Origin of the sequence: Dermabacter sp. HMSC08H10 (genome assembly GCF_001807585.1) — a bacterium.
Taxonomy (GTDB): domain Bacteria; phylum Actinomycetota; class Actinomycetes; order Actinomycetales; family Dermabacteraceae; genus Dermabacter; species Dermabacter hominis.
This window is the reverse complement of sequence record NZ_KV789429.1, coordinates 120,159-145,032: the sequence shown is the minus strand read 5'-3', so window position 1 is coordinate 145,032 and position 24,874 is coordinate 120,159. Positions and strand designations below refer to the sequence as shown.

The 24,874-nt window shown below is 63.6% G+C and carries 17 protein-coding genes, 1 tRNA gene and 1 pseudogene; 11 read left to right on the top strand and 8 right to left on the bottom strand.

The features are described 5' to 3' along the window. Positions 1-208 precede the first annotated feature (208 nt). The 3 genes and pseudogenes from fdnG to nrfD form a co-directional block, all read left to right on the top strand. Positions 209-3,391 (top strand): annotated as a pseudogene (gene fdnG, locus HMPREF3176_RS08785) (formate dehydrogenase-N subunit alpha); the annotation flags it as partial. A gap of 248 nt (positions 3,392-3,639) precedes the next feature. Then, complete coding sequence (locus tag HMPREF3176_RS08780; protein WP_070459850.1) at positions 3,640-4,623, top strand: 4Fe-4S dicluster domain-containing protein; 984 nt, start codon at positions 3,640-3,642, stop codon at positions 4,621-4,623. Continuing rightward, positions 4,620-5,723: an NrfD/PsrC family molybdoenzyme membrane anchor subunit gene (gene nrfD / locus HMPREF3176_RS08775; protein ID WP_070435284.1), complete on the top strand. Its 1,104-nt coding sequence runs from the start codon at positions 4,620-4,622 to the stop codon at positions 5,721-5,723. Before HMPREF3176_RS08780 ends, nrfD begins: the two co-directional genes overlap by 4 nt. A 190-nt stretch (positions 5,724-5,913) precedes the next feature. On the opposite strand, the gene selD is transcribed toward nrfD, so the two are convergent. After that, positions 5,914-6,957, bottom strand: a complete 1,044-nt coding sequence (gene selD / locus HMPREF3176_RS08770) for a selenide, water dikinase SelD (protein ID WP_070459848.1) — start codon at positions 6,955-6,957, stop codon at positions 5,914-5,916. A gap of 40 nt (positions 6,958-6,997) precedes the next feature. On the opposite strand from selD, the gene HMPREF3176_RS08765 reads away from it, so the two are divergent. From HMPREF3176_RS08765 to selB, 3 genes are all read left to right on the top strand, one after another. Then, a tRNA-Sec gene (locus HMPREF3176_RS08765) sits at positions 6,998-7,092 on the top strand. Between the two features lie 112 nt (positions 7,093-7,204). Then, positions 7,205-8,560 carry an L-seryl-tRNA(Sec) selenium transferase gene (gene selA, locus HMPREF3176_RS08760; protein WP_070459845.1) on the top strand — a complete coding sequence of 452 codons (1,356 nt, stop codon included), beginning with the start codon at positions 7,205-7,207 and terminating at the stop codon, positions 8,558-8,560. A gap of 9 nt (positions 8,561-8,569) precedes the next feature. Further along, positions 8,570-10,375: a selenocysteine-specific translation elongation factor gene (gene selB, locus HMPREF3176_RS08755; protein WP_070459842.1), complete on the top strand. Its 1,806-nt coding sequence runs from the start codon at positions 8,570-8,572 to the stop codon at positions 10,373-10,375. A 46-nt stretch (positions 10,376-10,421) separates the two neighbouring features. Here selB and HMPREF3176_RS08750 read toward each other — a convergent pair whose 3' ends face one another. From HMPREF3176_RS08750 to HMPREF3176_RS08730, 5 genes are all read right to left on the bottom strand, one after another. Further along, on the bottom strand, positions 10,422-11,714 hold the full coding sequence (locus tag HMPREF3176_RS08750) for an MFS transporter (protein WP_070459840.1): 1,293 nt from the start codon (positions 11,712-11,714) through the stop codon (positions 10,422-10,424). 106 nt (positions 11,715-11,820) lie between these two features. Beyond that, positions 11,821-13,791, bottom strand: a complete 1,971-nt coding sequence (gene nagE, locus HMPREF3176_RS08745; protein WP_070459837.1) for an N-acetylglucosamine-specific PTS transporter subunit IIBC — start codon at positions 13,789-13,791, stop codon at positions 11,821-11,823. A gap of 105 nt (positions 13,792-13,896) precedes the next feature. Beyond that, complete coding sequence (locus tag HMPREF3176_RS08740) at positions 13,897-14,559, bottom strand: ribonuclease FAU-1 family protein (protein WP_040386509.1); 663 nt, start codon at positions 14,557-14,559, stop codon at positions 13,897-13,899. A 209-nt stretch (positions 14,560-14,768) separates the two neighbouring features. After that, complete coding sequence (locus tag HMPREF3176_RS08735; RefSeq protein ID WP_070459834.1) at positions 14,769-16,616, bottom strand: ABC transporter ATP-binding protein; 1,848 nt, start codon at positions 16,614-16,616, stop codon at positions 14,769-14,771. Next, entirely contained in the window at positions 16,613-18,376 is a 1,764-nt protein-coding gene (locus HMPREF3176_RS08730; protein WP_246826719.1) for an ABC transporter transmembrane domain-containing protein, read from the bottom strand. The genes HMPREF3176_RS08735 and HMPREF3176_RS08730 overlap by 4 nt, the downstream gene beginning before the upstream one ends. A 124-nt stretch (positions 18,377-18,500) precedes the next feature. On the opposite strand from HMPREF3176_RS08730, the gene HMPREF3176_RS08725 reads away from it, so the two are divergent. Genes HMPREF3176_RS08725 through HMPREF3176_RS08705 form a run of 5 tightly spaced genes read left to right on the top strand, consistent with a single transcriptional unit; the run spans position 18,501 to position 22,141 of the window. Continuing rightward, positions 18,501-19,121 (top strand): mycothiol-dependent nitroreductase Rv2466c family protein, encoded by a 621-nt coding sequence (locus HMPREF3176_RS08725; RefSeq protein ID WP_016664241.1) that lies wholly within the window; start codon positions 18,501-18,503, stop codon positions 19,119-19,121. A gap of 38 nt (positions 19,122-19,159) precedes the next feature. Further along, on the top strand, positions 19,160-19,624 hold the full coding sequence (locus HMPREF3176_RS08720; RefSeq protein ID WP_016664242.1) for a ribose-5-phosphate isomerase: 465 nt from the start codon (positions 19,160-19,162) through the stop codon (positions 19,622-19,624). A 17-nt stretch (positions 19,625-19,641) separates the two neighbouring features. Further along, entirely contained in the window at positions 19,642-20,649 is a 1,008-nt protein-coding gene (locus HMPREF3176_RS08715; RefSeq protein ID WP_016664243.1) for an Fpg/Nei family DNA glycosylase, read from the top strand. Position 20,650: 1 nt separating this feature from the next. Further along, complete coding sequence (locus tag HMPREF3176_RS08710; protein ID WP_083286347.1) at positions 20,651-21,151, top strand: GNAT family N-acetyltransferase; 501 nt, start codon at positions 20,651-20,653, stop codon at positions 21,149-21,151. A gap of 21 nt (positions 21,152-21,172) precedes the next feature. Continuing rightward, positions 21,173-22,141, top strand: a complete 969-nt coding sequence (locus tag HMPREF3176_RS08705; RefSeq protein ID WP_016664245.1) for an isoaspartyl peptidase/L-asparaginase family protein — start codon at positions 21,173-21,175, stop codon at positions 22,139-22,141. A 105-nt stretch (positions 22,142-22,246) separates the two neighbouring features. Here the strand turns inward: HMPREF3176_RS08705 and HMPREF3176_RS08700 are convergent, their stop codons facing one another. Next, positions 22,247-23,827 carry a glycoside hydrolase family 10-like protein gene (locus tag HMPREF3176_RS08700; RefSeq protein WP_070459831.1) on the bottom strand — a complete coding sequence of 527 codons (1,581 nt, stop codon included), beginning with the start codon at positions 23,825-23,827 and terminating at the stop codon, positions 22,247-22,249. Positions 23,828-23,957: 130 nt separating this feature from the next. Further along, on the bottom strand, positions 23,958-24,869 hold the full coding sequence (locus HMPREF3176_RS08695; RefSeq protein ID WP_070459828.1) for a MurR/RpiR family transcriptional regulator: 912 nt from the start codon (positions 24,867-24,869) through the stop codon (positions 23,958-23,960). Positions 24,870-24,874: the final 5 nt, after the last annotated feature.

The window sequence follows — 24,874 nt, the reverse complement described above, 5'->3', positions numbered from 1 at the left end:
TCGCGTGCGGGTCCCCTCCATCTTCGCATCGCAGGGTGGGAGCGGGTGGGGTGAATGCACGGACGTGAGGGCTGGGCGAGCGGGTAGTGCCCGGCCGCCCGGAGGGATAGGGAGTCCGACGCCGAAGTAGTTTTTGCAATGGTTTAGTTTCTTAAAGATCGTTTCTGACCAGGGTTTCTTTTGCGCGTGGCGCTGGTAGGGTTGTCGTATGGCATCACTAAATCCTCTTAATTGGCCTGTGCTGAGGCAGGCCAAGTCTCGCGATGTGCTGGGGCTCGGCCCCACCTCCCAGTCGCCCACCTATCAGAACCTCGAGGCGCGTACGACAACCGCCGACAAGGTCGTTGAGAGCGTGTGCCCCTACTGCGCCGTTGGCTGCGGCCAGCGCGTGTACGTCAAAGACAACAAGGTCATCCAGATCGAGGGCGACCCCAACTCGCCAATCTCGCGTGGCCGCCTGTGCCCGAAGGGTTCCGCGAGCGAGCAGCTCGTCAACGCTCCCGGGCGCGTGACCGACATCCTCTACCGCGCTCCAAAGTCGAAAGAGTGGGTCAAGCTTGATCGCGAGACCGCTATGTCGATGATTACCGAGCGTTACCTCGAGGCGCGCAAGAAGCACTGGCAAGATACCGACGAACACGGCCGCCCCGTGCGCCGCACGCTCGGTATCGCTTCGCTCGGTGGCGCGACCATCGATAACGAGGAAAACTACCTCATCAAGAAGCTGTTTACCGCCACGGGTGCTATTCAGATCGAGAACCAAGCCCGCATATGACACAGCGCCACGGTTCCCAGTTTGGGATCCTCGTTTGGGCGCGGCGGAGCCACGCAGCCGGTGCAGGACCTCGCGAATGCGGACTGCATCATCATCCAAGGCTCCAACATGGCCGAGTGTCACCCGGTCGCTTTCCAGTGGGTTATTGAAGCGAAGCTTCGCGGCGCACGTGTGATCCACGTCGACCCGCGCTTCTCGCGCACCTCGGCGCTTGCCGATAAGTACATTTCGACCCGCGCAGGCGGCGACATCGTTCTGCTCGGTGCTCTCATCAACCACGTCCTCGAGAACAACCTGTTCTTCGAGGAGTACGTGAAGCACTACACGAACGCTTCGACGCTCATCAGTGAGGACTATCAGGATCCCGAGGATCTCGATGGCTTCTTCTCGGGCTTCGATCCCGAGACTGGCGCGTACGACCCGTCGAGCTGGCAGTACGAAATGGACGAGGAGAAGAACCTCCCCGTTCGCGACGAAACCCTGCAGCACCCGCGTACCGTCTTCCAAATCCTCAAGCGCCACTTCAAGCGCTACACCCCCGAGGTTGTGGAGAAGGTTTGTGGCGTGAGCCAGGAAGACTTCGCGTACATCGCCGAGTCGATTGTGAAGAACTCGGGTCGCGACAAGACGACCGCGTTCTGCTACGCCGTGGGCTGGACCCAGCACACAGGCGGCGCGCAGTTCATCCGCACAGCCTCGATTCTCCAGCTGCTCATGGGCAACGTGGGCCGCCCCGGTTCGGGCATTCTCGCGCTTCGCGGGCACGCCAACATTCAGGGCGCGACCGACATCCCGGCCCTCTTCCACATCCTCCCCGGCTACCTTCCGATGCCGAAGGCTGGCGTGACGGACACGTGGGAGACCTACCTTGATTCGGTGGGCACAAAGAAGCAGAAGGGCTTCTGGGCGAAGTCGGAGGAATTCACCGCAAGCCTTCTCAAGGCGTGGTGGGGCGAGTCCGCGACTAAGGAGAACAACTTCCACTTCGACTACCTGCCGCGACTCACCGGTGCGCACGGTACCTACCAGACCCTGCAGCTCATGCTCCAGGACAAGGTGGACGGCTACTTCGTGCTCGGCCAGAACCCCGCGGTCGGGAGCTCGAACGGTCGCTTGCACCGCAAGGCGCTGAGCCACCTCAAGTGGCTTGTCGTTCGCGACTTCAACATGATCGAAACGGCCACGTTCTGGAAGAACGGTCCCGAGATCGAAACGGGCGAGTTGAAGACCGAAGACATCGACACCGAAGTGTTCTTCATGCCCGCCGCGAACCACACTGAGAAGGCCGGTTCGTTCACGCAAACGCAGCGCATGGTGCAGTGGCGCCACCAGGCGGTCACGCCGCCGGGCGATGCCGAAAGCGAGCTGCAGTTCTTCTTCGATCTCGGCAACCGTATTCGCGAAGCCCTCAAGGATTCGGACGATCCTCGCGATCGGCCCGTGCTTGACATGACGTGGGACTACCCGCTCGATGAACACGGCGAGGTCGATGCCGAAGCTGTGATTCGCGAGATCAACGGGTATTACACCGAGGGTGAGAACAAGGGCAAGCCCCTTGCGAAGTTCGTCGATATGAAGGCTGACGGTTCCACCGCCGGTGGCTGCTGGATCTACGCCGGTGTGTATGCCGACGGCATCAACCATGCGGCGGTGCGCGAGCCCGCCGATGGCCGCCCCTACACCGAAAGGGAATGGGGCTGGGTGTGGCCGGCCAACCGCAAGATCCTTTACAACCGCGCTTCCGCGGACCCCGAGGGCAAGCCTTGGAGCCCGGAGAAGGCATGGATCTGGTGGGACGAAGACCAGGAGAAGTGGGTCGGTCACGACGTCCCCGACTTCCCCGTGGGCCTCAACCCGAAGGCACGCCCCGATGCGACCGTGGGTGGCCCCGCGGCGCTTGCCGGCGATGACGCGTTCATCATGCAGCCCGACGGTAAGGGCTGGCTGTTCGCACCGAAGGGCATGATCGATGGCCCGATCCCGACTCACTACGAGCCCGTGGAATCGAAGCTGCCGAACATCATGTACCCGCAGCAGAACCAGCCGACTCGCGTGGTCATGCCTCGCGAAGAGAACCTCACCGCGCCCGGTTACGGCGAGCCTCTCCAAGAGGTGTACCCGTACGTGTTCACGACCTACCGCCTCACCGAGCACCACACGGCGGGTGGCATGAGTCGCTGGCTCCCGTATCTCGCGGAACTTCAGCCGGAGATGTTCGCGGAGATTTCTCCCGAACTCGCCGAGGAAGTTGGCGTGAAGAACGGCGAATGGGCCACCCTCATCTCGCCGCGAGCGGCGATCGAGGCGCGCGTACTTGTGACGAAGCGTTTCAAGCCGCTGAACGTCAACGGTCACACCGTTCATCAGATCGGCCTCCCATACCACTGGGGTGTTGGCGAGGACGCGATCATTACCGGTGACGGTGCGAACGATCTGCTGGGCATCACGATGGACCCGAACACCGGCATCCAAGACTCGAAGTACTCTTCGGTCGCGATGATTCCGGGTCGCAGGCCCCGCGGTCCTGAGCTCGTGGATCTCGTGGAGAAGTATCAGCGCGAAGCCGGGATCACTCTCGAGACCGGCATGCAACGCGTGACTGTCCCTGCGAATGACACCGGCAAGGCCGAGACCAGCACGGAGCAGGATGCAAAGGTCGCCGAGGAGACGACCCGCGGCTCGAACACCGCGGGCTTCACGGGGATTGCCGCGTCGAAGCCTGGTTCGAAGGAGGCGAAGCGCCGCGCCGATAAGGCCGACGTCAACATGGCCTCGGGGAACGATGGTCCCGACGGCGAAACCGGCCGCACGAGCATGGTCAACGACAACTCCCAAGCTTCCCACGACGAGAATGGAGGTGTGTGATGAGCCTTCTCAACACGACCGCTGACCCCATCTCCGTTGCGGGATGGGAGCACACACACGACCGCAAAGGCTTCTTCACCGATACGTCGATTTGTATCGGCTGTAAAGCCTGCGAGGTCGCGTGTAAGGAATGGAACCGCAACCCTCAGGACGGTAACTTCGAGCTGCTCGGGTCGTCATTCGACAACACGGGCTCGCTCGGCGCGAATACGTGGCGTCACGTGGCCTTCATTGAGCAGTCGGAGAAGCGCATCGAGCAGGCCCGCGAGTCGGGTCGCCAGCTCGTGAACCTTGGCATGCCGAAGATCGGCAAGAAGCCGCCGAGTGAGCAGCAGCCAAAGCACACGGACGAATTCCGTTGGCTCATGGCGTCGGATGTCTGCAAGCACTGCACGCGCGCGGGCTGCCTCGATGCATGTCCCACGGGCGCGCTATTCCGCACGGAATTTGGCACCGTCGTTGTGCAGGCAGACGTCTGCAACGGCTGCGGTACGTGTGTGTACACGTGCCCGTTCGGTGTGATCGAGCGCCGCGACGACGGCACCGTGTCACCGAAGACCGACCGCGACGACCGCCCTCACCTCGAACAGGACATCCCGAATAAGGGCACGGCCAACAAGTGCACGCTGTGCTACGACCGCCTCAAAGACGGTCAGCAGCCCGCGTGTGCCCAAACCTGCCCCACGACGTCGATCAAGTTCGGTGATCGCGAAGACATGGTCGCGAAGGCCAAGGAACGCGTGAAGAAGCTCCATGAGGAGGGCATGACCGAAGCCCGCCTCTACGGCGCAAACTCGAACGACGGCGTGGGTGGTCTCGGCTCCGTCTTCCTTCTCCTCGACGAACCGGAGGTTTACGGTCTTCCGCCGGACCCGCGCGTGGGCACGATGGACCTGCCGAAGATGTATGGTCGCGCAGCCCTCGCAGCCGGTGCAATGATCGCAACGACCGCCCTCATGTTTGTGGGAGGTAAGAGGAAATGAGCCAGAACGAGTTCGATAGCTACCGCCCGCCGCAGCCGATGCGCCGCAAGCGTCGGCCTGAAGCAACCAAGTATGACGGCGCCCGTAAGCGTGGTCAGAACCGTATGGGCGAAGTCTCGATGGTCGAGGACGTCCAGTTCACGAGCTACTACGGTCGTCAGATCGTCAAGGCGCCGCCGTGGGAGTACCCGATCGGCGTGTACCTGTTCCTCGGCGGTGTCGCCGGTTCCTCGGGCCTCATCGCGCTTGCCGCGGGGGCGACCGGGCGTGAGACGCTGCGCCGTAACGCGCGCGTTGGCTCGATCGTCGCGCTCGGCATCGGCACCGTCAGCCTCATCGAGGACCTCGGTCGACCAGAGCGCTTCTTGAACATGATGCGCACGTTCAAGCCGACGAGCCCCATGAACCTCGGTACGTGGATCATTTCGGCGTACGGCGTGAACGCGGGTGTGACATTTGCGAATGAGTTTGACCGTATGACGGGGGAGAAGCTCCCCCTCGGTCCGCTTCGCAAGGTTGCGCGCGCTTTCGAGAAGCCTGCGGCGTGGGGCCAGGCGGCGACGGGTGCTCCGCTCGCGGTGTACACCGCGGTGCTGCTCGGTGACTCGGCGCTTCCCGCCTGGAATGGCGGAAAGTTCTCGCTTCCGTTCCTGTTTGCATCCTCGGCGACCCTGGCCGCTTCGGGCACGGCGATGCTGTCGACCCCGCTTGACGAGATCGGTCCCGTTCAGCGCCTCGCACTCGCGGGCGTTGCGGGCGATATGCTCTCACTGCGCGCGATGAAGAAGGAAATGCACCCACTCGAAGCCGAGCCGCTGGAAATCGGCGATGGTGGCAAGAAGATGCACATCGCCGAGAAGCTTCTCATCGCGGGCGCCGTCACGGGCCTGTTTGCGAAGAAGCATCGCGCGATTGCTATCGCCTCGGGCGCGTGCCTTGCCGCGGCAAGCGCGTTTACACGTTTCGGCATCCTCGACGCGGGCTTCCAGTCGGCGCGCGACCCCAAGTACACGGTGATCCCGCAGAAGGAACGCCTCGAGCGTCGCCGTAAGCACGGCATCGTGGACGATTCGATCGTGACGGGTCCCGAGACCGACTAGCGTCCTCTGGATTCCATAGAAGTTGTGGGGGTTATGGCCAAGTGCCATAGCCCCCACTTTTTCGTGAGCCGCATCGGCTTAGATCGAGTCGCGGCAGCTCAAACCCCCGTAACCCCTATGCAATTCACGGAAGATCGAGGGCGGACTCGTACACGGTGCGGGCCTTTCGCTCAGCTTCTTCCGACGGCGCCTAGCGGACCTGGACGCTGCCTGCGGGCGCGTCGTCGCTCGCGGCCACGATCTCACCGATGACCGGGTACCCGGGGATCTCTCCCACGACGAGAAGGCCGCCCGAGGTCTGCGCGTCGGCGAGGAACAGCAGATCCTCTTCCGTGATGCCCGCTCCTGCACGAAGTGAGGGGCGCACCCAGTCGAGGTTGCGTCGAGTGCCGCCGGAGATGAAGCCCCCCGCAAGCGCGTCGAGAGCATCGCCCATCGCCGGCACGGCCGCGCGCTCGAGAACGGCGCTCACGCCCGAGGCGCGCGCCATTTTGTGCAAATGGCCGAGCAGGCCGAATCCGGTCACGTCGGTTGCGGCCTTGGCGCCGGCTGCAAGTGCCTTCCGAGAGGCTTCGGCGTTGAGCGTCGTCATCCATTTCACGGCTTCGTCGATGCTCGAGCCGGTGGCCTTGTGGCGGTTGTTCAAAAGACCCACGCCGATCGGTTTCGTAAGCGTAAGCGGCAGGCCAACCTCGGCTGCATCGTTGCGCAGGAGGGCGTCGGGCTTCGCGATGCCCGTGACCGCCTGGCCGTACTTCGGTTCGGGGTCATCGACGCTGTGACCCCCGATCACGGGAACGCCAGCCTCGCGCCCTACGTCGAGGCCCCCGCGCAGCACCTCCGAAAGCATCTCCATGGGGAGTTTTTCGCGCGGCCATCCCACGAGGTTGATCGCGACAACCGGCTCGCCGCCCATCGCGTAAATATCTGAAAGGGCGTTCGCCGCAGCGATGCGGCCCCAGTCGTAAGGGTCATCGACGACGGGCGTGAAGAAATCCGCAGTCGACAGCACCGCGAGGTCGCCACGCACCTTAACCGCGGCGGCATCATCGCCGTCATCGAGCCCCACGATCACCGAGTCGAATTTCTGACCGGTGAGTGCCTTCACGGCATCCTCGAGCTCGCCCGGTGGGATTTTGCACGCGCAACCGCCGCCATGCGCCATCGTGGTGAGGCGTGGGTAGTTGCTGAAGTCTGGTGTTTCTGTGGCCTGGGTATCGTCGTCGATGGTCATGCATTCCACTCTAGGCATTTTCACTGGTAAATTCGTGCTTGGAGGTGTACGTGTCCTGGTGGGCGCCCCGGTCTTCAAAACCGGTGATATCGAGTAGCTCGGTATGGCGGGTTCGATTCCCGTCCGCCTCCGCCAAGCTTTCGCGCCTCGCCTTTGTGGGCGGGGCGCGCGCGTGGCACGTGGAGTTCTGGTCCGACGCCTGCCACGCCACCGCGATCCCGAGTTTTGAGCGAAGGTGCCCCGCGACATGTCACGAACCGCGTCCCCGGTAGCAGGCGACGATCCACGACGGCGGATCCCACGGACCGATGCTGTACTCGCGCTCGATGAGGTCGAACGAGCGAAGCAACGCCTTGGGGAAGAGCGCGTACGCGATGTTGTGCGTGACATGCAGAGTCGTGCCCGGGCGGGGGAAATCGCGCCGGAAGACGTCGAGGGCGCGGTGATCGCCGCGCTCGAGGGCGTGCACGCGTGCGCGCTCACGCCCGTGCTCAACGCAACGGGAGTCATCGTCCACACCAATCTTGGGCGTGCCCCTCTTTCACCTCAGGCGATCAACGCCTTGGAAGCCGCTGCGGGCTACGTTGATGTCGAGTTCGATCTGGCAACGGGCCTTCGCGGGAAGCGCGGCGTTTCGACGCGCGAGGCGCTCCTCAAGGCGTGCCCTGCAGCGCAGGACGCGCTTGCGGTCAACAATGGCGCTGCGGCGCTCTCGCTCATCGCGACGGCCCTTGCCGGTCCGGGATCGGGCAAGCGGCGCGAGATTGTCCTGAGCCGCGGTGAGATGATCGAGATCGGCGCGGGATTTCGCCTCACCGAGCTCATCGAGTCGACGGGCCCCGTGATCCACGAGGTCGGCACGACGAATCGCACGCATCTTGCCGACTACGAAAAGGCTCTCGGAGAAAACACGGCGGCGCTCCTCAAGATCCACGCGAGCAATTACGTCATCAAAGGCTTCACAAGCGCTGTTGGCATCGCTGAACTCGCCGATCTCGCGCACGCCCACGATCTCCCGCTCATCGTCGACATCGGTTCGGGGCTCTTTTCCCCGGAGCCGCTGCTACCGGACGAACCGACCCTCACCGAGGCCCTTGAACAAGGCGCTGATCTCGTCCTCGCGAGCGGCGATAAACTCGTGGGAGGCCCACAAGCGGGGCTCATCCTTGGAAAGAAAGAGTGGGTTGAGCGCGTGGCTCGCCACCCCCTCGCGCGGGCGATGCGCGCCGATAAACTCCTGCTCGCCGCGCTCGAGGCAACCGTCGCAGGCCCTACACCTCCCGTGCTCGAAGCCCTCCACACCGAACCCGCTGCGCTCAAAACCCGCACCGAAAAGCTTGCGCGTGCAATCCACGAGCGCGTGAACGTGACGTGCGAGGTTGTTCCGCACGACGGCCGCGTCGGCGGGGGAGGCGGTGCAGAGGTTCCAATCCCGGGATGGGCGCTGCGCGTGCCCGAGCATCTGGCGAGCGAACTGCGCGCGCTCGAGCGACCAATCATCGCGACTACGCGAGACGGCGCCTGTCTTATTGACGTGCGCTGCATCCCCGAATTCGAGGATGATGAGCTTGCGAGCGCGATCGCCGCGCTCATGAAACGCTAGGAGGGACGCATGCACGTCATCGCGACCGCCGGGCACGTTGACCACGGCAAAAGCACACTGATCCGCGCGCTCACCGGCATTGAAACGGACCGCTGGGAAGAAGAGCAACGCCGCGGTCTCACCATCGACCTGGGCTTCGCGTGGTGTGCGCTTCCCTCCGGGCGAGAAGTGAGCTTCGTGGATGTTCCGGGCCACGAACGCTTCATTGGCAATATGCTCGCGGGGCTTGGCCCGGTGCCTATCGTGCTGTTTGTCGTCGCCGCCGATGAAGGCTGGAGCGCCCAATCGAGCGACCACCGTGATGCCGTGAAGGCCCTCGGGATCTCCCACGGCATCATCGTTATCACTCGCGCCGACCGCGCGCCCGAACGCGTCGAGGCCGTGATCGACGAGGCCCGGCGTGAGCTCGCGGAGACCGGCCTTGCAGATGCGCCCGCGTGCGGCGTCTCGGGTGTGACCGGTGAGGGGATCGATGAGCTGAAGCGCGTGCTCGATGAACTCGTGGCAAGCGTCGCAGCTGCATCCCCGCATGAAAACGTGAGGTTGTGGATCGACCGTTCCTTCACGATTGACGGAGCCGGAACTGTCGTGACCGGAACCCTTGGGGCCGGCACCGTGCGCCCCGGCGACGACCTCACACTCGTGAGCACCCGGCACGGCGGCGCCGTGCCTCGCACGGTGAGCGTGAGGGGCGTGCAGTCGCGAGGCACGCGCGAAGATGTGGTGGAACCCGTGAGCCGTGCCGCCCTCAACCTTCGCCAGATACCCGCGAGCGAGATCCATCGCGGCGACGTGCTTCTTACGCCCGGCGCTTTCCACCTCACGCGTGTCGTGGACGTGCGCAGCGTGAGCGGAGACAGCCTCGACGACGTGCCGCGCGAGACCACGATCCACGTGGGAAGCGCAGCCGTGACCGCGCGCGTGCGGCCCCTTGGTGCCGACCACGCCCGGCTCACCTTTGACCTGCCTCTCCCGCTCGTGATCGGGGATCGCCTGGTCATGCGCGGCACGGGGGAGCGGGCTGTTCTCGGGGGCGTGCGCGTTCTCGACGTGGACCCGCCCGAACTGCGCAGGCGCGGCGCGGGGAACGCGCGCGAAAGCGAGCTCGAGCACATGAGCGAGCACGGCGACGCGAGGCGCGAGATCGAGCGGCGCGGGGCCATGCGCTCGAGCGATCTAAGAAAAATGGGCTTCGAGGTTGAGGGAGAGCGCGAGGGGATCGTGTCCGACGGCGGCTGGCTCGTGAGCGCAGCATTCCTCGAACACCGCGCGAAAGCACTCGCCGAACGCGTGGACGCGGCCGCGAAGGTGAACCCGCTCCGCCCGGGGCTCTCCCGCAAAGAGGTGAGCGAAGCCCTCGAGCTTCCCGCCCTCGAGCTTTTGCCGATGATCGTGCGTCAAGCCGCGTGTGTCGAGCGCGACGGCCTCATCGTTGACCCCTCGGTACAGGTGGGCCTCGGCGAGGCCGAAGCGAGCGTTGCCGCGCTCGAGGCAAAGCTCAAGAAAGACCCGTTCAACGCCCCGGAGCTTGGCGAATTGGCTGCGCTCGGACTTAGCGCGAAAGAGCTGGCCGCTGCAGCGAAACAGGGGCGGCTCTTGAGAATTGGGCAGCCGTCGGACAACCTCGTTCTACTGCCCACCGCGCCCGCGCTGGCAATGCGCGAGCTCGCGGCCCTCCCGCAGCCGTTCACCACCTCGGAAGCGCGCCGCGCGCTCGGTACCACGCGACGCACCGTGATTCCGCTTCTCGAGCATCTCGACAAGAAGGGGTGGACGCGTCGCATCGATGCGGGTCACCGCGAAATCGTTCGTTAACGACGCTCTCCCCGCTTCCGAGACTCTTCTGTGGAAGCCTCGTACGTTAAGCGCGTCCTGAGTTCGTGGAGCGCGTCAGGAAGATGTAAACAGTTACTGCAGTGGCGGTGAGCAAAGGCCAAACAATAAGGGGAACGGTGATCGCGCCGATATCCGCGAGTACACCCCCGAGAAGTGCAGCGAAGGGGACAGTGCCCATTGTCAACATGCGCATCGCAGCGCTCGCACGACCAAGGAACTTCTTGTCGACGACCTTCGCTATGTACGAGAACCCCGCGATGTTGGCGACGGTAAGGGTGAAAGCCCAACACGCAGATTGAATGAGGAAGAGGGCATGAGCCCAGTTCGGGGTCATGAGTGCCAGGAGTGGAAGGCACGCCACGAGCGCTTGAATGATGGAGCTTGAAATGTAGAGCGTTCGTACCGGGAGGGACTTCACGATCGCGGGAGCGAGCGATGCTGCGAGGATCCCTGCGATCGCCGACACCGTTCCGAGGATGCCGAAGAAGGGCATGCCAAGATCCAAAACCCTCAGAATGACGACGTTTACCATCGAGTCGCCCAAGGCGAGCCCAATGTTGCCAGCTGAAATCAGACACACGGCGCCGAAAAGAAAGCGATTACGACCAAGGATGCGGAAACCGTCGGTGAGCTTCTGAGAGAGAGTCCGTGTGTCGTTCTCGAGTTGAGACTCATCACTGCGATCGTCTGCGACGTGCGGGGCGCTGGCGTGATGAGTCGTGCTGTTCATCTGGGTTAGGCGCTGCATAGTACGCCAAGCGAAGACCAGAGCTAGAACGAAGAAGAGTGCGGCTGCTCCTGTAGCCGGAGTAGGACCTAGGAACGCCAAGGTGAATCCGGCTGCTGCCGGTGCGATGACTCCCGCAATGGAGTCCGCCATTGCCATTCTTGAGATGGCAGTTTCTATCTGGCCGCTGCTTCCGGCGACGAACGGGACCAGGCTCGTTTGGGCATTTTCCGAGGCGATAACGGATAAACCGAGAAAGAAGACGAGTGGCATAAAGAACACGGGACTCGTGAGCTCAAAAGTGAGACCGAGGCACAAGAGCGTGCCGAGCAGAACCTTGAGAGCAAGAGAAATCGTCAGAATCGTTTGCGGTCTGTAGTGGTCGACCAGAAGTCCGATGGGGAGCGCCAGAAAAAGGGCAGCTCCCGACTCGAGAAAATCCAAGATGCCGATCTGCGTCGTAGAAAACCCCAGGAGCGAAATCGCGATAATCGCTATGGAGGAGTCAATGAATTCACGACCGACGGCGTCACTCGCATTAGAAACTTGGAGGGACCGCAGGAGCCGTCGTTCCGTATTCTCACGTTGCACGACTTTGCGCTCCCTTCACTCAGAGCAAGAATCGTACGTTAAAAGCGCTCTCCCCGCACCGAGATGGACCCGGGAGGGGAGAGCGACGTGGAAATGGAGCGCGTGGTTAGACGAACTCGATTGTTGAATCTGCGTGGCCGAGGATCACGACCGGCGTGATCGCCTTGTAGCCCGCGGCTTCGATCTTCGCGCGATCGAAATCCACGAGCGGCTGGCCCGCGACCACTCGATCGCCGTTCTTCACGTGCAGGGTGAAACCCTCACCGTTCATCTTCACGGTATCGAGGCCCACGTGGATGAGGACCTCGGCTCCGTCGTCGAGCGTGAGCGCAACGGCGTGTCCCGTTGGGAAAGCCTGCGATACCACGCCAGCGGCGGGAGCCACGACCTGACTGCCGCTCGGGTCGATCGCGACGCCGCCACCGAGGAGCCGGTCGGCGAACGTTGAATCGGGAACATTCTCGAGCTGGACGATCGTTCCCTGAAGTGGCTGACGCATGCGCACGAGCGCGTACTCGGTCTTTTCGGCGACGGCAGTGGCGGCAGGAGCGGCAGTGGAGCCTTCGGAGCCTCCGACGGTTGCCGCAGCAGCATTGCTCTCGACCTCAGCGCGCGCGGGAGGCTCGATCGAACCATCCATGAGGCCGTCCATCGCGTCCTTCACGAACTGGACGTTGAGTCCGTAGATCACCTGGTAGAGGTTGCCACCGGGCTTCATGACGCCGGTCGCGCCCGCGGCCTTGAGAGCCTGCTCGTCGGCGAGAGACACGTCGTTGAGGCTCAGGCGAAGGCGCGTCGCGCAGTTCTCGACCTCGTCGATGTTGCCCTTGCCACCGAGGGCCTCGATAAACCGGTCGGCGGTGAGGATGTACTTGTCGGCGCCGGTGGCCGTGGAATCGCTCGCCTCGTCATCATCTTCGTCTGCGCCGCGACCGGGGGTCTTGAGATTCCACTTGAGAATCACGAAACGGAACACGAGGAAGTAGACCACGAACCAGAACGCGCCCATCACGAAGATGGCCCACGGGTTCATCGCGAGCGGGTTGACCCACTGGAGGACCAGGTCGATGAAGCCACCCGAGAAGCCGAAGCCCGAGCGGACGGGAAGGGCGGCAGTGACGCCCATCGAGATCCCCATGAAGATCGCGTGGATCAGGTAAAGGCCCGGAGCGAGGAACATGAAGAGGAATTCGAGCGGTTCCGTGATGCCGACGAGGAACGCCGCGAACGCTGCACCGATCAGGATGCCGCCCGTGGCTTTCTTCTTCTCAGGCTTGGACGTCACATACATCGCGAGGGCAGCACCGGGAAGGCCCATCATCATGACGGGGAAGAACCCGGTCATGTACTGGCCGGTCATGCCGCGAGTGCCTTGGCCTGCGAGGAAGTTGTTGAGGTCATTCACGCCCGCGATGTCGAACCAGAACACGGCGTTAAGCGCGTGATGAAGACCAAGCGGGATGAGCAGGCGGTTGAAGAAGCCATAGAGACCGGCGCCGACCGGGCCGAGCGTGAGCATCCACTCGCCAAAGGCCACGAGGCCACCGAAGACGAGCGGCCACACAAACATGAGCACGAGTGCGGCGACGAGAGAGAGGAGGGCCGAGATGATCGCAACCGAGCGCTTACCCGAGAAGAACGCGAGGAAGTCAGGAAGCTCCGTGTCCTTGAACTTCTCGAAGCTCCACGCTGCGATGAGGCCGCAGATGAGGGCCACAAAAACGTTATTGACCTTGCTGAATGCGGGGTCGACCTGCGCAACATCGCTCAGGCCCTGGAATTTCATGATCGTCTCAGGCTTGAGGAGACTGGTGACCGTGAGCCACGAGGTAAGGCCCGCGAGCGCGGCTACACCGTCGGCCTTCTTCGGCATGCCGATCGCGACACCGATCGCGAATAGGAGCGGGATGTTATCGATCAGCGCGCCACCCGCTGCCGCGAGGAACGCTCCGATGATGTTGTTCGGGTCTCCGGTCGCGCCAGCGATCCAGTAGCCGAGGCCCGAGAAAATCGAGGCAACAGGGAGGACGGCGACCGGCAGCATGAGTGACCTGCCGAGCCGTTGGAAGAATTTCATCAAGACGTATCACTCCAAGGGGAAAGTGCGCATCCTTGCGCGGTAAACGCGGACGCGGTTACGCCCGGGGTAGAAACATACTACTGGGCCGGTGGGGTGCGAGGGCTAGCGGCGCCGCGCGCGTGTGAGGTCCATGTCCCACGAATAGTGCTCGGGAAGCTTCGGAAGACCCCAAGTTGGATTGGGGAAGAAATACTCGAAGCCGGCGTTGAAGGGATACCCCCACGCCTCAATGTCACGTTCGGCCTCGCGACCCCATGCCCGGATCTGTTCAGCCATTTCGGGGCTGAAGTAGCCGATCCGCTCGGCGCCCTCGAGTTCGTCCTCATCCTTGTAGTGGTAGTCGTGGCGGGGGAGCACGACGAGGTCGAGAACGAGATCGCGCGTGCGAACGCCTTCCTCGGTGCGCTCGAGCGGAGTCTCAAGATTGACGTAGTAGCAGCCAAGCGTGCCGTCGTCTTTATAGAACAGCCACACGGAATACGGCTTATCGGGCAGACCGATCATGAGGATGCCGTTGCCTGTCCACAGCTGTTTCGATTGGGTGCGGGGGGCGGTGAACATGCCTTCGTCGCCGGCGCGCCTGAGTGGCGCGCCCGATTCAAGAACGGGGAGGAGAACCTCCGTGCCCGGTGCGATCCACACGACAATCCCGCGGTCATCATCAATGACGACGGTTCCCGGTCGCACGGTGATGGTCTCGTGCGCGTGCGTGTAGTACGTCCAGGTCACGTGGTCCCCAGCGGACCAACGCTTCTGGGTATTCATGACTCTTCCGTGGCCCATAAGCCTCCCGGATGCTCCACGGCGGGCCGTTTTCGCGAAGTCATATGTGCCCCGGGAGGGGAACGAGTATGCCCCGAGCCTACCGGAGTGCGGGCGACTTACGCGAGTGCCGTCCTTCACGGTGCGTCAAAGAACGCCAGAAGCCGACGATGAGGTGGAGGGTGGTCTCAGCCTTGAAATGTGGAGCGTCCTTAGCGTGACCAGGCGCTCCACAGCTCGGCGTACCGTCCGTCGAGCGCCACGAGCTCGTCGTGGCTTCCCGATTCCACGACCTTGCCATCGTCCATGACAAAAATCCGGTCGGCTTCCCTCGCCTGAGAGAGGCGGTGCGCGACGATGACCGTCGTGCGCCCGCGCGCAACCTCGAGGGCCGCACGTTCGAGCACTCGCGCGCCTGAACTGCCTTCATCGGCCGTCGCCTCATCCATGATGAGGATCGCCGGGTCTTGGAGCACGATGCGTGCGAGCGCGAGCTGTTGGCCCTGTTCAGCAGAAAGTTTCGCGCCTTTCTCCCCGACCTCGGTATCGAGACCTTTGGGGAGGAGTCGTGCCCATTCCTCCGCGCCGACGCGCGCGAGGGCGTCCCACAGCTCGTCATCGCTTGCTTCGTCGATCGCAAGGCTCAGATCCTCACGGAGCGTTCCGTGGAACACGTGCACGTCCTGCGACACGATTGACGCGTGCGAGCGCACGGCTTCGAGGTTGGCGTGTGCGAGATCGGCGCCGCCGTGGAACACGCGACCCCAGCGCGGGGTGAGCGTTCCCGCAAGGATCGACGCGAGGGTCGATTTGCCCGCACCGGATGCTCCAACGAGTGCGACCGTCTCGCCTTCCGGAATCGTCAGGTCGATCGGCGCGAGCACAATGCGACCGTTATCGCTATAGGCGTGCGAGACGCCTTCGATTCGAATCGACCCATCCACGGGTGTTTCCTCTCCAGGCGAAGCGGCGGGGTCGATCGAGGTGATGACCCCCACCATGCGCGTAAGGCTCGCCGCGGCTGACTGAACGTCGTCAAGGGAGAAGATGAGCGACTGAAGGGGCCAAAAAAGCGTCACGATATAGATGCACGCTGAGGCCACGAGCCCCACCGGCATGAGCCCTGCCTGAACGGTCGCGTACCCGATGAGCAGCACAAGAATGACGGCGAGAGTTTCGGGGATCATCATGATCCACACGACTTGCACGATGAGGCGGAAGATCCTCAGCACGAGCGCGTAGGCGGCGGCGCTCAGCGAGCCAACGTGCCGCGTCTCGCGCTCTTCGATGCCGTAGGCGTGCACGGTCGGCGCACCATTGATCGCCGCGAGCAGTCCCTGTGCGCGGGCGCCTTTCGCGATGCGTTCGACGCGGTAGATGCGGTTCGTGCGCGGAAGGTAAAAGCGCAGTGCCCATACGTAAAAGGGAATGATCGCGACAACCAGAATGAGCAGCCACGGGCTGATCACGACGAGCGCGATGAACGTCACCGTGATCTGGAAGATCACCGTGACGAGCCACGGCACGATGTTGTTGACGGCCTTTGCGGTGACGTCGACGTCGTCGGCGACTCTCGAGAGTGCGTCGCCGATGCCCGCCTGCTCCATCGTTTGCGTGGGTAGATCGAGGGCGCGGTCGATGACGTCCTCGCGCATTCCCGCAAGGAGGCGCTGGCCGAGTCCCGAGATGAGGGCGCGTGAAAGAGCCGAGGCGAGCGCTTGTACGGCGCCCGCTGCGACGATCATCCCGGCGATGGTCCAGAGCGCCTGGGTAGTTCCTCCGGCCGTGACCACGTCTACCGCGCGCCCCATGAAGTACGGGCCGAGCGCACCTGCAAGCGCGGCCATGATGGTTGCCGCAAGCATTCCGAGGGCGAGAGGAGTGAAGTCGCGAAGCCGGCCGAGTACGAATCGGCCGGTCTCACCGAAGGATGCGATCGGGAGTAGCTCGGCGTGCCGTGAAAGCTGGCGCGCAACGTCGCCCTCGGCCTCCATCGACGCAATCAGGTCGCGTTCTGCCTCGCTCGCGCTATTTGCCGTACGAGTGGCGTTTTCGCTCATCGTTGCACCACCTTCCGGTATGCCTCGGCGTGCATGAGCTCGTGGTGGGGGCCTTCGGCGCTTACCTCGCCGCCTCGCACGAAGAGTACGCGGTCGGCCTGATCTAGAAGCGCCGGAGCCTTCGCGATGAGCACCGTGATGCGGTCCTCGACCTTGCGCGCCTCGCGCACCCCTTGGGCGATTTTGTATTCCGTCACGGCGTCGACCGCGGTCGTCGGGTCGTTGAGCACAAGCACGGGAACATCCGCCGCGAGTGCGCGTGCGAGAGCCAGGCGCTGGCGCTGGCCACCAGAGAGGTTCGCGCCGCGGTCAAGGATGCGCGTGTCGAGCCCCTCGGGCAGGATCCTCAAAAGATCATCTGCGCCTGCGGATTTGAGAGCCGCGTGCGCCCAGGTATCGGGATCGTTCGTTGTGTCGGGTGAAGCGTCTGGAGCGGGGCGCTTTGTGTCGAGTTGCTCGCGCAGCGTGCCATCGAAAAGGTCGACCGCGTGCGGCTCGATAAGGAGGCTTTCGCGCGGAATGTCGAGCGAAGAAAGTTCGATGAGGGCGAGGCGGGCGTCGGAAGCGGATTCGGGAACGAGTGCGACGATCTGAGAATCGCGCACGGTGCCGAGAAGAGGGGTGGAAATCTCCCCGAGGCCCGGAAGACGTGGGGGAGCAGTGGGCTCCGTGCGTGCCGAAAGGGCCTCGGGCGAGCCGGCCCTGACGAGAGAATTGAGCGCGGGCTCGGTGATGCTTCGCCCCATTTCGCTCAGGAGGTGGCGGATGCGGCGCGCCGAGGTCGAGAAGCTCGCCCACCACACGGGAACGCCCGCGAGCCCCGCCATCATGCCCGAAAGATTACGCACGAGACCCGCAATCGAGATGAACACGCCTACCGACATCGCGCCCTCGAGCGTGAGCGTACCCGAGGCGACGACGACCGCGGCAATCATGATCGAAGAGGTAAAGAGCATCAGGCCGTCGGAAAGGCCCGAGAAACGCGCGTTCGTGAGGGCAGCGTCGAGTGCGATGCGTGAGCGCGCCCGGTAAGTCGAGCGCGCGCGGGTTTGCACCCCCAGCCCCTGAAGTACGCGAAGGCCGTGCACGAGATCCGTTGCGGTCGAAGCGGCGTCGGCAGCGCGTGACTGCTGGTTGTCGTACTTTTCGGAGAGAATCGGCGTGACGACTCGCAAGATCACCACCTGCAGGGCGAGGCTCGCAAAAACGATGAGCCCCACGAGGAGATTCATGACCGTGAGCCACACACCTGCCCCCACGACGGCGATCGACGCGGGCACGGCCCACGTCATCATGTCGAAGACATCGGGAGCGCGATCAGCATCCGAGGTCGCGATTGAAAGGATTTCCCCTGCGGGGCGATCGATCTGTCGGGACGCGGGGTCGAGGGCAGCCGCGGTGACGGCGAGGCGCAGATTGTGCTGCTCGCGCGCTCGGATCTCCATGATCGGTTCGAAAAATCGCGCCCAGCACCAGTTGGAGAGAAGCAGGAGTCCTGCGAGACCCGCGGCACCGCCCGCGGTGAGCCAAAGATTGGCTTTAAAGATGCCGTGGTCGATCACGAGGCCGATCCCGATGGGGATGAACATGTTGATCGCTTCGCTCGCCATCGCGAGCACCATGAACCACGTGAGTGGGCGCGCATTGCGGCGCACCATTGCGTGCATCACCGAGCGCTCACGAAGTTCGGTTCGGCTGAGGTGGGCCTCCGAAGCATGGCGCTTGTCTCTTGTGCGAGCACGGGTATTTGTAGTGCTCATGGGCTTTTCGCTCATCCGTTAAAGTCAACGAAGAAACGCGAGGTTCCGCAACGGCTTCTCGGAAAACGGACGGTGGCGTCTGACACAATGGGCCGGTACTGATCCGCTACGAAAGGAGTACCGCGTGAGCACCACGAATCGCGAAGTCCTTCTCTACATCGACCCCACGTGCCCGTACGCGTGGGTGACGAGCCGCTGGCTGCTCAACGCCGTGAAGGAGCGGCCTGAGTTCACTCCACGCTTCTCGATCATGTCGCTGTATGTGCTCAACGAGGGCCGCGATCTCGACCCGAACTACCGCGCCCTCATTGACCAGACCCTGAGCCCCGCACACCTCTTCATGGCCGTGCAGCGTGAGCTCGGTCAGGAGGCCTTCTCGAAGCTCTACACCGCGTGGGGCGAGCGCTTCCACGTGCAGGACCGCAAGGATGACTACCTCGAGGTTGCACGCGAATCGCTCGAGGAAGCCGGAATCGATGCCTCGTACCTCGAGCATTGGGAGGGCCGCACCTACGAGGGTGAGCTGCGAGAGGAACAAGCGAAGGTGCAGAAGATGGTGGGCGACGACGTGGGGACGCCCGTGATCTCCTTCGGTTCCGGAACCGCGTACTTCGGCCCCGTGCTTACCCGTGCGCCTCGCGGCGAAGAGGCGGGCGCCTTGCTTGATGGTCTCGCAGCAATGTCGACCGTGCGCGGCTTCGCCGAGCTCAAGCGGGCCCGCACCGGCGGCCTCGACTTTTCCTGACGCCTCCTCAATTTCGATTCCAGAAGAAAGGGCTGCTCATGCGCCTCCACATCGCCACTGACCACGCCGGCTATGACCTCAAGAACCGGCTCATCTCCGTCTTCGAGAGTAAGGGACACGAGGTGATCGACCACGGCGCGTTCGAGGTGGATCCACTCGACGACTACCCGCCGTTTTGTTCGGACTGCGGTGAGGCGGTCGTCGCGGACCCCGGAAGCCTTGGAATCGTGATCGGTGGCTCCGGAAACGGGGAGCAGATCGCCGCGAACAAGGTTCAGGGCGTGCGTGCGGCACTCGTGTGGAATAAGGCGACAGCGAAGCTTGCGCGTGAACACAACGACGCGAACGTGATCGCGGTCGGTGCGCGCCAACACAGCGAGGAGGAGCTCATCGCCCTTATCGAGACGTTCGTGAACGAACCATTCTCCGGCGACGAGCGTCACGTGCGACGCATCGGCAAGATCGCCGAATACGAGAAGACTGGCACGTACCAGGAGCGCTAACGAAAGGGCGGTGAGCGATGCCCGAGGGGCATACGATTCACCGGCTCGCACGCGCGATGAACGCCGCATTCGGAAACACCCGGGTGCGGCTTTCGTCGCCGCAGGGCCGGTTTGAGGCGGGAGCCACGGAACTCGACGGCTGGGTCATGGCGCGAGCCGAGGCGGCGGGCAAGCACCTCTTCATGGGCTTCGCTCCGCACGAGGACACCGAACCGCTTCGGTTCATCCATATTCACTTGGGGTTGTACGGCTCGTGGACATTCGCGGGCAGTGAGCGCTTCCATCAAGTGCGCGCGATTGGTGCGCCCCGCAAGGGACTTGAGGTGACATCCGACGGCTCCTGGGCTTCGATTGTGCCCGGGGTCAACGTCAGGCTCCGCATTCGCGGAGCAGAGGGGCTTGCTGACCTGACCGGTCCCAACCAGTGCCGCGTGATCGACGAGGCCGAGCGGGAAGCGGTGCTCGAACGTCTCGGGCCTGACCCGCTGCGCTCGGACGCCGATCCGCGTGAGTTCGTGCGGCGCATCAAGAAATCACGCCAGAGCATCGGTCAGCTCCTCATGGACCAGCGCGTATGCGCGGGCATCGGCAACATCTACCGCGCCGAACTGCTGTTTCGTGCGCGGCTCGACCCTTACGTGCCCGGCAACGAACTGACGACGCCGCTGATCGAGGCGCTGTGGGAGGATCTCGTGCCTCTCATGGCGTACGGCGAGCGGACGGGCCGCATCGTCACGACGCAGCCCGAGCATCGAAAGATTCACCGCGAGCTCAACGAACGCACGGTTCCCGTGTACCAAAACGGGGATGATGACCCCGCGAGTGTTCCTCGCGAGGAGTCGTTTTACGTGTATCACCGTCAGGGGTTCCCGTGCCGCCTGTGCGAGGCGAGCATTCGCGATGCCGACCTTGCCGGGCGCGCCCTGTACTGGTGTCCCCGCTGCCAAAGGCGCCGCGTTCGCAAGGCCGGGTGGACGGACCTGAACAGTGCAGCCGGCTGGGCGTACACTCCGGAGGGTGAATGAGATGACCCCACACCCCAAGTTTGATCTGCGCGTGCTCGCCGAAAGGCCCGACGGTTCCACCCTCAAGGCGTCGCACCTCAGCTTTATGGATCCCGAGATCGTGTACTCGATGTGCATACTCCGCCAGGACGTGTTCATCATCGAGCAGGGCGTCTCGAGCGAGCAAGAGCTCGACGGGCTCGACCGCGAGGATTCCACCATCACCGTGTGGTGGGAAAAAGACGGCGATGTGATCGGCACGATCCGCGTGTTCCCCGGTGAAGGATGCATGAGGATCGGTCGCCTCGCGTGCGCAAAGAGTGCCCGCCGTGGCGGCTATGGCGGCGCCCTCATGGCCGCGGCGATCAATCTGTGCAAGGAGCGCGAGAGCACCCAGAAGATCGTGATCCACGGACAGTCCTACCTCAAAGACTGGTACGAATCGCTCGGATACGTGACCGTGAGCGACGAGTTCTACGAAGCTGGGATCGCGCATTACACGATGGAGTACCACCACCCGTAAGTGTTTCGAGGAGGAGCGACGATGAACACGAGTGTGTCTGCCGCGCGCGCAGCCGGCGAGGAGAACGTCCAGCCACCAGCCACCCTTACGCTTCACCGGGCGAGCGCCGAGCCGTGGGCACTTGCGATCCACGGTGGTGCCGGCGGTCGCATTCTCGAGCTCGGTGAACAGGCCGATTACGAGAGCGGTTTGCGCGAGGCACACGCGGCCGGTGAAGCGGTACTGTCGGGCGGCGGAAGCGCCCTCGAGGCGTGCTGCGCTGCTGTGCAATCGCTCGAGGAGAACCCGCTGTTCAACGCGGGTCGTGGCGCGGCGCTCGCGAAAGATGGCCGTGCCGAACTCGACGCGTCGGTCATGGACGGGGCAAGCGGTCTCGCGGGGGCCGTTCTCGCGAGTCGGCATGCCAAGAGCCCGGTGCGTGCGGCGCGCGCCGTCATGGAACACACCGATCACGTCATGATCGTCGATCCGCCAGCGCAGCTCGTGGGTGAGTGGAGCCTCGAGGTCGCAAACCCCGAGTGGTTTGTGACCGAGCGGCGCCTCGCACAGCTGCGACGGCTGCTCGACAAGAGTGAGAGCGGCCCGAGGCACGGCACCGTCGGAGCCGTGGCCCTTGATGCGAACGGCCACCTCGCCGCCGCAACCTCGACCGGAGGAATCAGCGCGCAGGATGTCGGTCGGATCGGGGACACCCCCGTGATCGGGGCGGGCACGTACGCGCGCGATGGACTCGCGGCGCTGTCATGCACGGGGGAGGGCGAGGCCTTCCTCCGCGGAGTTGTGGCCTACGACGTTGCTGCACGCATGAGGTATGCGGGCTGCGACCTTCCCTCCGCCGTTGCGGCCACCATCGAGGAGACACTCACCGAAAAGGGCTCGAGCGGAGGCCTCATCGCAGTGGTGCCCACCGGGGAAATGGTCATCGCTCATAACTCGCCGATGATGTTTTCGGCGTACCGCGACGGGGCCGAGGTGCGCGTCCACCTCTAGTCAAAAGTCGCGCCCGTCGTCGCACACCTTAAACGGTGAGGGTGCAGAAAACGACGCGATGAGACCGTTTTCTGCACCCTCACCCCAATTGCATAGATGCCCCGGTCAGCGTGCGCGAGTTGGCTTCGAGGGATCAGACTCGTTCCACAGACGATCGAGCGCCGTCACGACGATCCAGTCACCGCCCGCGACCCCCTCAACGTGAACGCTCTGGCGCACGACCTGCTCATCGGCGCGCACACACGCGAGAAGGTTGCGGCCATCTGCGAGTTCAGCGGGATCGAATCGCGCACCCGAGACCCGGTAGATCGCGAAACTCGTCGCCTCAGAATGAGGGTGGCGATTGAACTCGACCACGGCATTGCCGCGCGAGCAGCGCACCTTGAGGCCGTTCGGCGTGCGCGGCGCGGCCCCTCCCATGTGAGCGATGACAGGCACGATCGCGGGATGCGCATAATGGCGCTCATAAACCTTGCCCATCGCGCCATCGCGCTCGTCACGCACCGACTTCGCCGAGAAGTACACGTCGCCTTCCACGCGCGGGTATGCGCGATTGAAGTCGAGGTGCCGCGCCATCTCTTCCGGATCCTCGATTGCGCCCGAGGCCTGCTTGTACATCGCTTGGCCAATGTAGAGTGCGACATCGGTGCCCTCGACGACATCGTTCCACCAGGGAACGAGTGCCGCATAGTCGGCGACCTCAAGCCCGATCGGCCAGTAGATCTGCGGATTGATGTAGTCGACGAGGCCATCCTTGACCCACGCGCGCGAGTCGGCGCAAATGATCTCGTAGCTTTCCGAACCGCTCGTTGCCGAACCCGCAGGGTCGCTCGTGTTGTTGCGCCAAATGCCGAACGGGCTGATACCGAACTTCACCCACGGCTTGCACGAGCGGATCCTGTCTCGCATCTCGCGGATAAAGATCGTGATGTTCTCGCGACGCCAATCATCAAGCGACGACGTGCCATCCGAGTAGCGCTCATAGGTCGCCTGGTCCGGGTAGTCCTTGCCTTCAACCTTGTACGGATAGAAGTAGTCGTCGAAGTGGACCGCATCGATGTCGTAATGCTCGACCGAGTGCATGATCGCGCGCAGCGAGTGCTCTCGAACCTCAGGGATACCCGGATCGAAATAGGTCTTCGTGCCGTACGCCCATGCCCACCCCTCGTTCACGAGCGCGGGATGGTCGGGGACGAGGTGATCGACGGATTCGGTCATCGACACCCGGAACGGGTTGTACCACGCGTGGAATTCGAGGTTGCGCTTGTGGGCCTCCTCGATCTGGAATGCGAGGGGGTCAAACCCCGGGTCCTTGCCCTGTTCGCCCGTGAGGAACTGCGACCACGGTTCATACGGCGAGGGCCAGAAGGCATCGGCAGCCGGGCGGATCTGAGAAATCACCGCGTTGAGGTTGAGCTCCTTCGCCAGGTCAAGCCACGCGATGAATTCCGCTTTGGATTCCTCGACGCTGAGGCCGGTGCGGCTCGGGTAATCGATATTGTCGGTGGAGGCGATCCACATCGCGCGAAACTCGCGTGCGCGTGGGGCCACTGCTGCGTCGGAGGCGCTCGCTTCCTGCGGTGAAGGCGACGCGACGGCCGGGACCGCACCGATCGCGGCGACGAAGGCGCCCGCGCTCGCGGCGCCGGAAAGCGTGACGAATGAACGACGTGAAAGGTTAGTCATAGGGGTCTCCTCGTTGAGAATCTCGTGAGCATGACGAAAAACGACTTAGTGTCCCCGTCAAGGGCCCCGTCCCTGACGATGCAGAGGTGTTGCACCCTGGACGGAGGGCCTGGAACGTCGGTGGAGTAGGTTACCGCCTCCTTGCCGAGACCGCGGAATACGTGCGCGCGAGCGCCTCGTGAGCCTCGTCCATGCGCATTTGCGCAATGGCGACAAAGAGGAAATCTACGACGGTAAGCTGCGCAATCCTTGAAGCCGTCGCTCCCGAGCGCAGCTCCGACTCGTGGGCGTGAGTCAGCAGCGTGATATCGGCAAGGCGGGCGATCTCACTCGACGGTGCATTCGTAATCGCGATCGTGGCTGCGCCCGCATCCTGCGCAATCGCGAGCGAATCAAGAATGTCGAGCGTTTCGCCGGAGTGCGAAATACCGACCGCGACATCACCGTCGCCCATGAGCGACGCCGCAGGCAAAGCCTGGTGGGCATCCACGTAGCTCGTGGCGCGCATCCCAATCCGCGCGAGTTTTTGTTCGAGGTCCATCGCCGCAAACGCGGAAGCTCCCACACCGAACGTCACCACCTGGCGGGCTCTCGTGCACAACGTGCGCGCACGCTCGAGTTCGCTGATGCTCACGGCATCGGCGGTATCGGCAACCGCGCGCGAATCGGCAAACGCCACCTTCTTGACGACCGCTTCGAGGGAGTCCTGCGGGTCGATGTCGGCGGCAAGCGCGCTCGCGGCACGCTCATCGCCTCCCGCGATGGTTGTCGCGCGCCCGCGCGAAAACGCCAGGTCTTCACGGAACGCGGCCCTCAACTCCCTAAAGCCGCTGAAGCCGAGGCTCGTGGCGAGCCGCACGATGCTCGCGGGCGACGTGCGAGAGGCCGCGGCGATCTCGGCAATGGGCCGAGCGAGGGCCTCGTCGGGGTGATCCAAGAGGTAACGGCTCGCGCGCGCGAGGGTGCGCGACTCGCTCCTGGCGGCATCCTCGAGAGCATCGAGGACTCGTGCCGGTGGGCGCTGGGAGTCTTCGCCTGTCATGGTGG

Excerpts from the sequence above, each read along its gene's own strand:
- HMPREF3176_RS08780 (WP_070459850.1), top strand. The coding sequence starts at position 3,640 with ATGAGCCTTCTCAACACGACCGCTGACCCCATCTCCGTTGCGGGATGG.
- nrfD (WP_070435284.1), top strand. The coding sequence starts at position 4,620 with ATGAGCCAGAACGAGTTCGATAGCTACCGCCCGCCGCAGCCGATGCGC.
- selD (WP_070459848.1), bottom strand. The coding sequence starts at position 6,957 with ATGACCATCGACGACGATACCCAGGCCACAGAAACACCAGACTTCAGC.
- selA (WP_070459845.1), top strand. The coding sequence starts at position 7,205 with ATGTCACGAACCGCGTCCCCGGTAGCAGGCGACGATCCACGACGGCGG.
- selB (WP_070459842.1), top strand. The coding sequence starts at position 8,570 with ATGCACGTCATCGCGACCGCCGGGCACGTTGACCACGGCAAAAGCACA.
- nagE (WP_070459837.1), bottom strand. The coding sequence starts at position 13,791 with ATGAAATTCTTCCAACGGCTCGGCAGGTCACTCATGCTGCCGGTCGCC.
- HMPREF3176_RS08740 (WP_040386509.1), bottom strand. The coding sequence starts at position 14,559 with ATGAATACCCAGAAGCGTTGGTCCGCTGGGGACCACGTGACCTGGACG.
- HMPREF3176_RS08735 (WP_070459834.1), bottom strand. The coding sequence starts at position 16,616 with ATGAGCGAAAACGCCACTCGTACGGCAAATAGCGCGAGCGAGGCAGAA.
- HMPREF3176_RS08730 (WP_246826719.1), bottom strand. The coding sequence starts at position 18,376 with ATGAGCACTACAAATACCCGTGCTCGCACAAGAGACAAGCGCCATGCT.
- HMPREF3176_RS08720 (WP_016664242.1), top strand. The coding sequence starts at position 19,160 with ATGCGCCTCCACATCGCCACTGACCACGCCGGCTATGACCTCAAGAAC.
- HMPREF3176_RS08715 (WP_016664243.1), top strand. The coding sequence starts at position 19,642 with ATGCCCGAGGGGCATACGATTCACCGGCTCGCACGCGCGATGAACGCC.
- HMPREF3176_RS08710 (WP_083286347.1), top strand. The coding sequence starts at position 20,651 with ATGACCCCACACCCCAAGTTTGATCTGCGCGTGCTCGCCGAAAGGCCC.
- HMPREF3176_RS08705 (WP_016664245.1), top strand. The coding sequence starts at position 21,173 with ATGAACACGAGTGTGTCTGCCGCGCGCGCAGCCGGCGAGGAGAACGTC.
- HMPREF3176_RS08700 (WP_070459831.1), bottom strand. The coding sequence starts at position 23,827 with ATGACTAACCTTTCACGTCGTTCATTCGTCACGCTTTCCGGCGCCGCG.
- HMPREF3176_RS08695 (WP_070459828.1), bottom strand. The coding sequence starts at position 24,869 with ATGACAGGCGAAGACTCCCAGCGCCCACCGGCACGAGTCCTCGATGCT.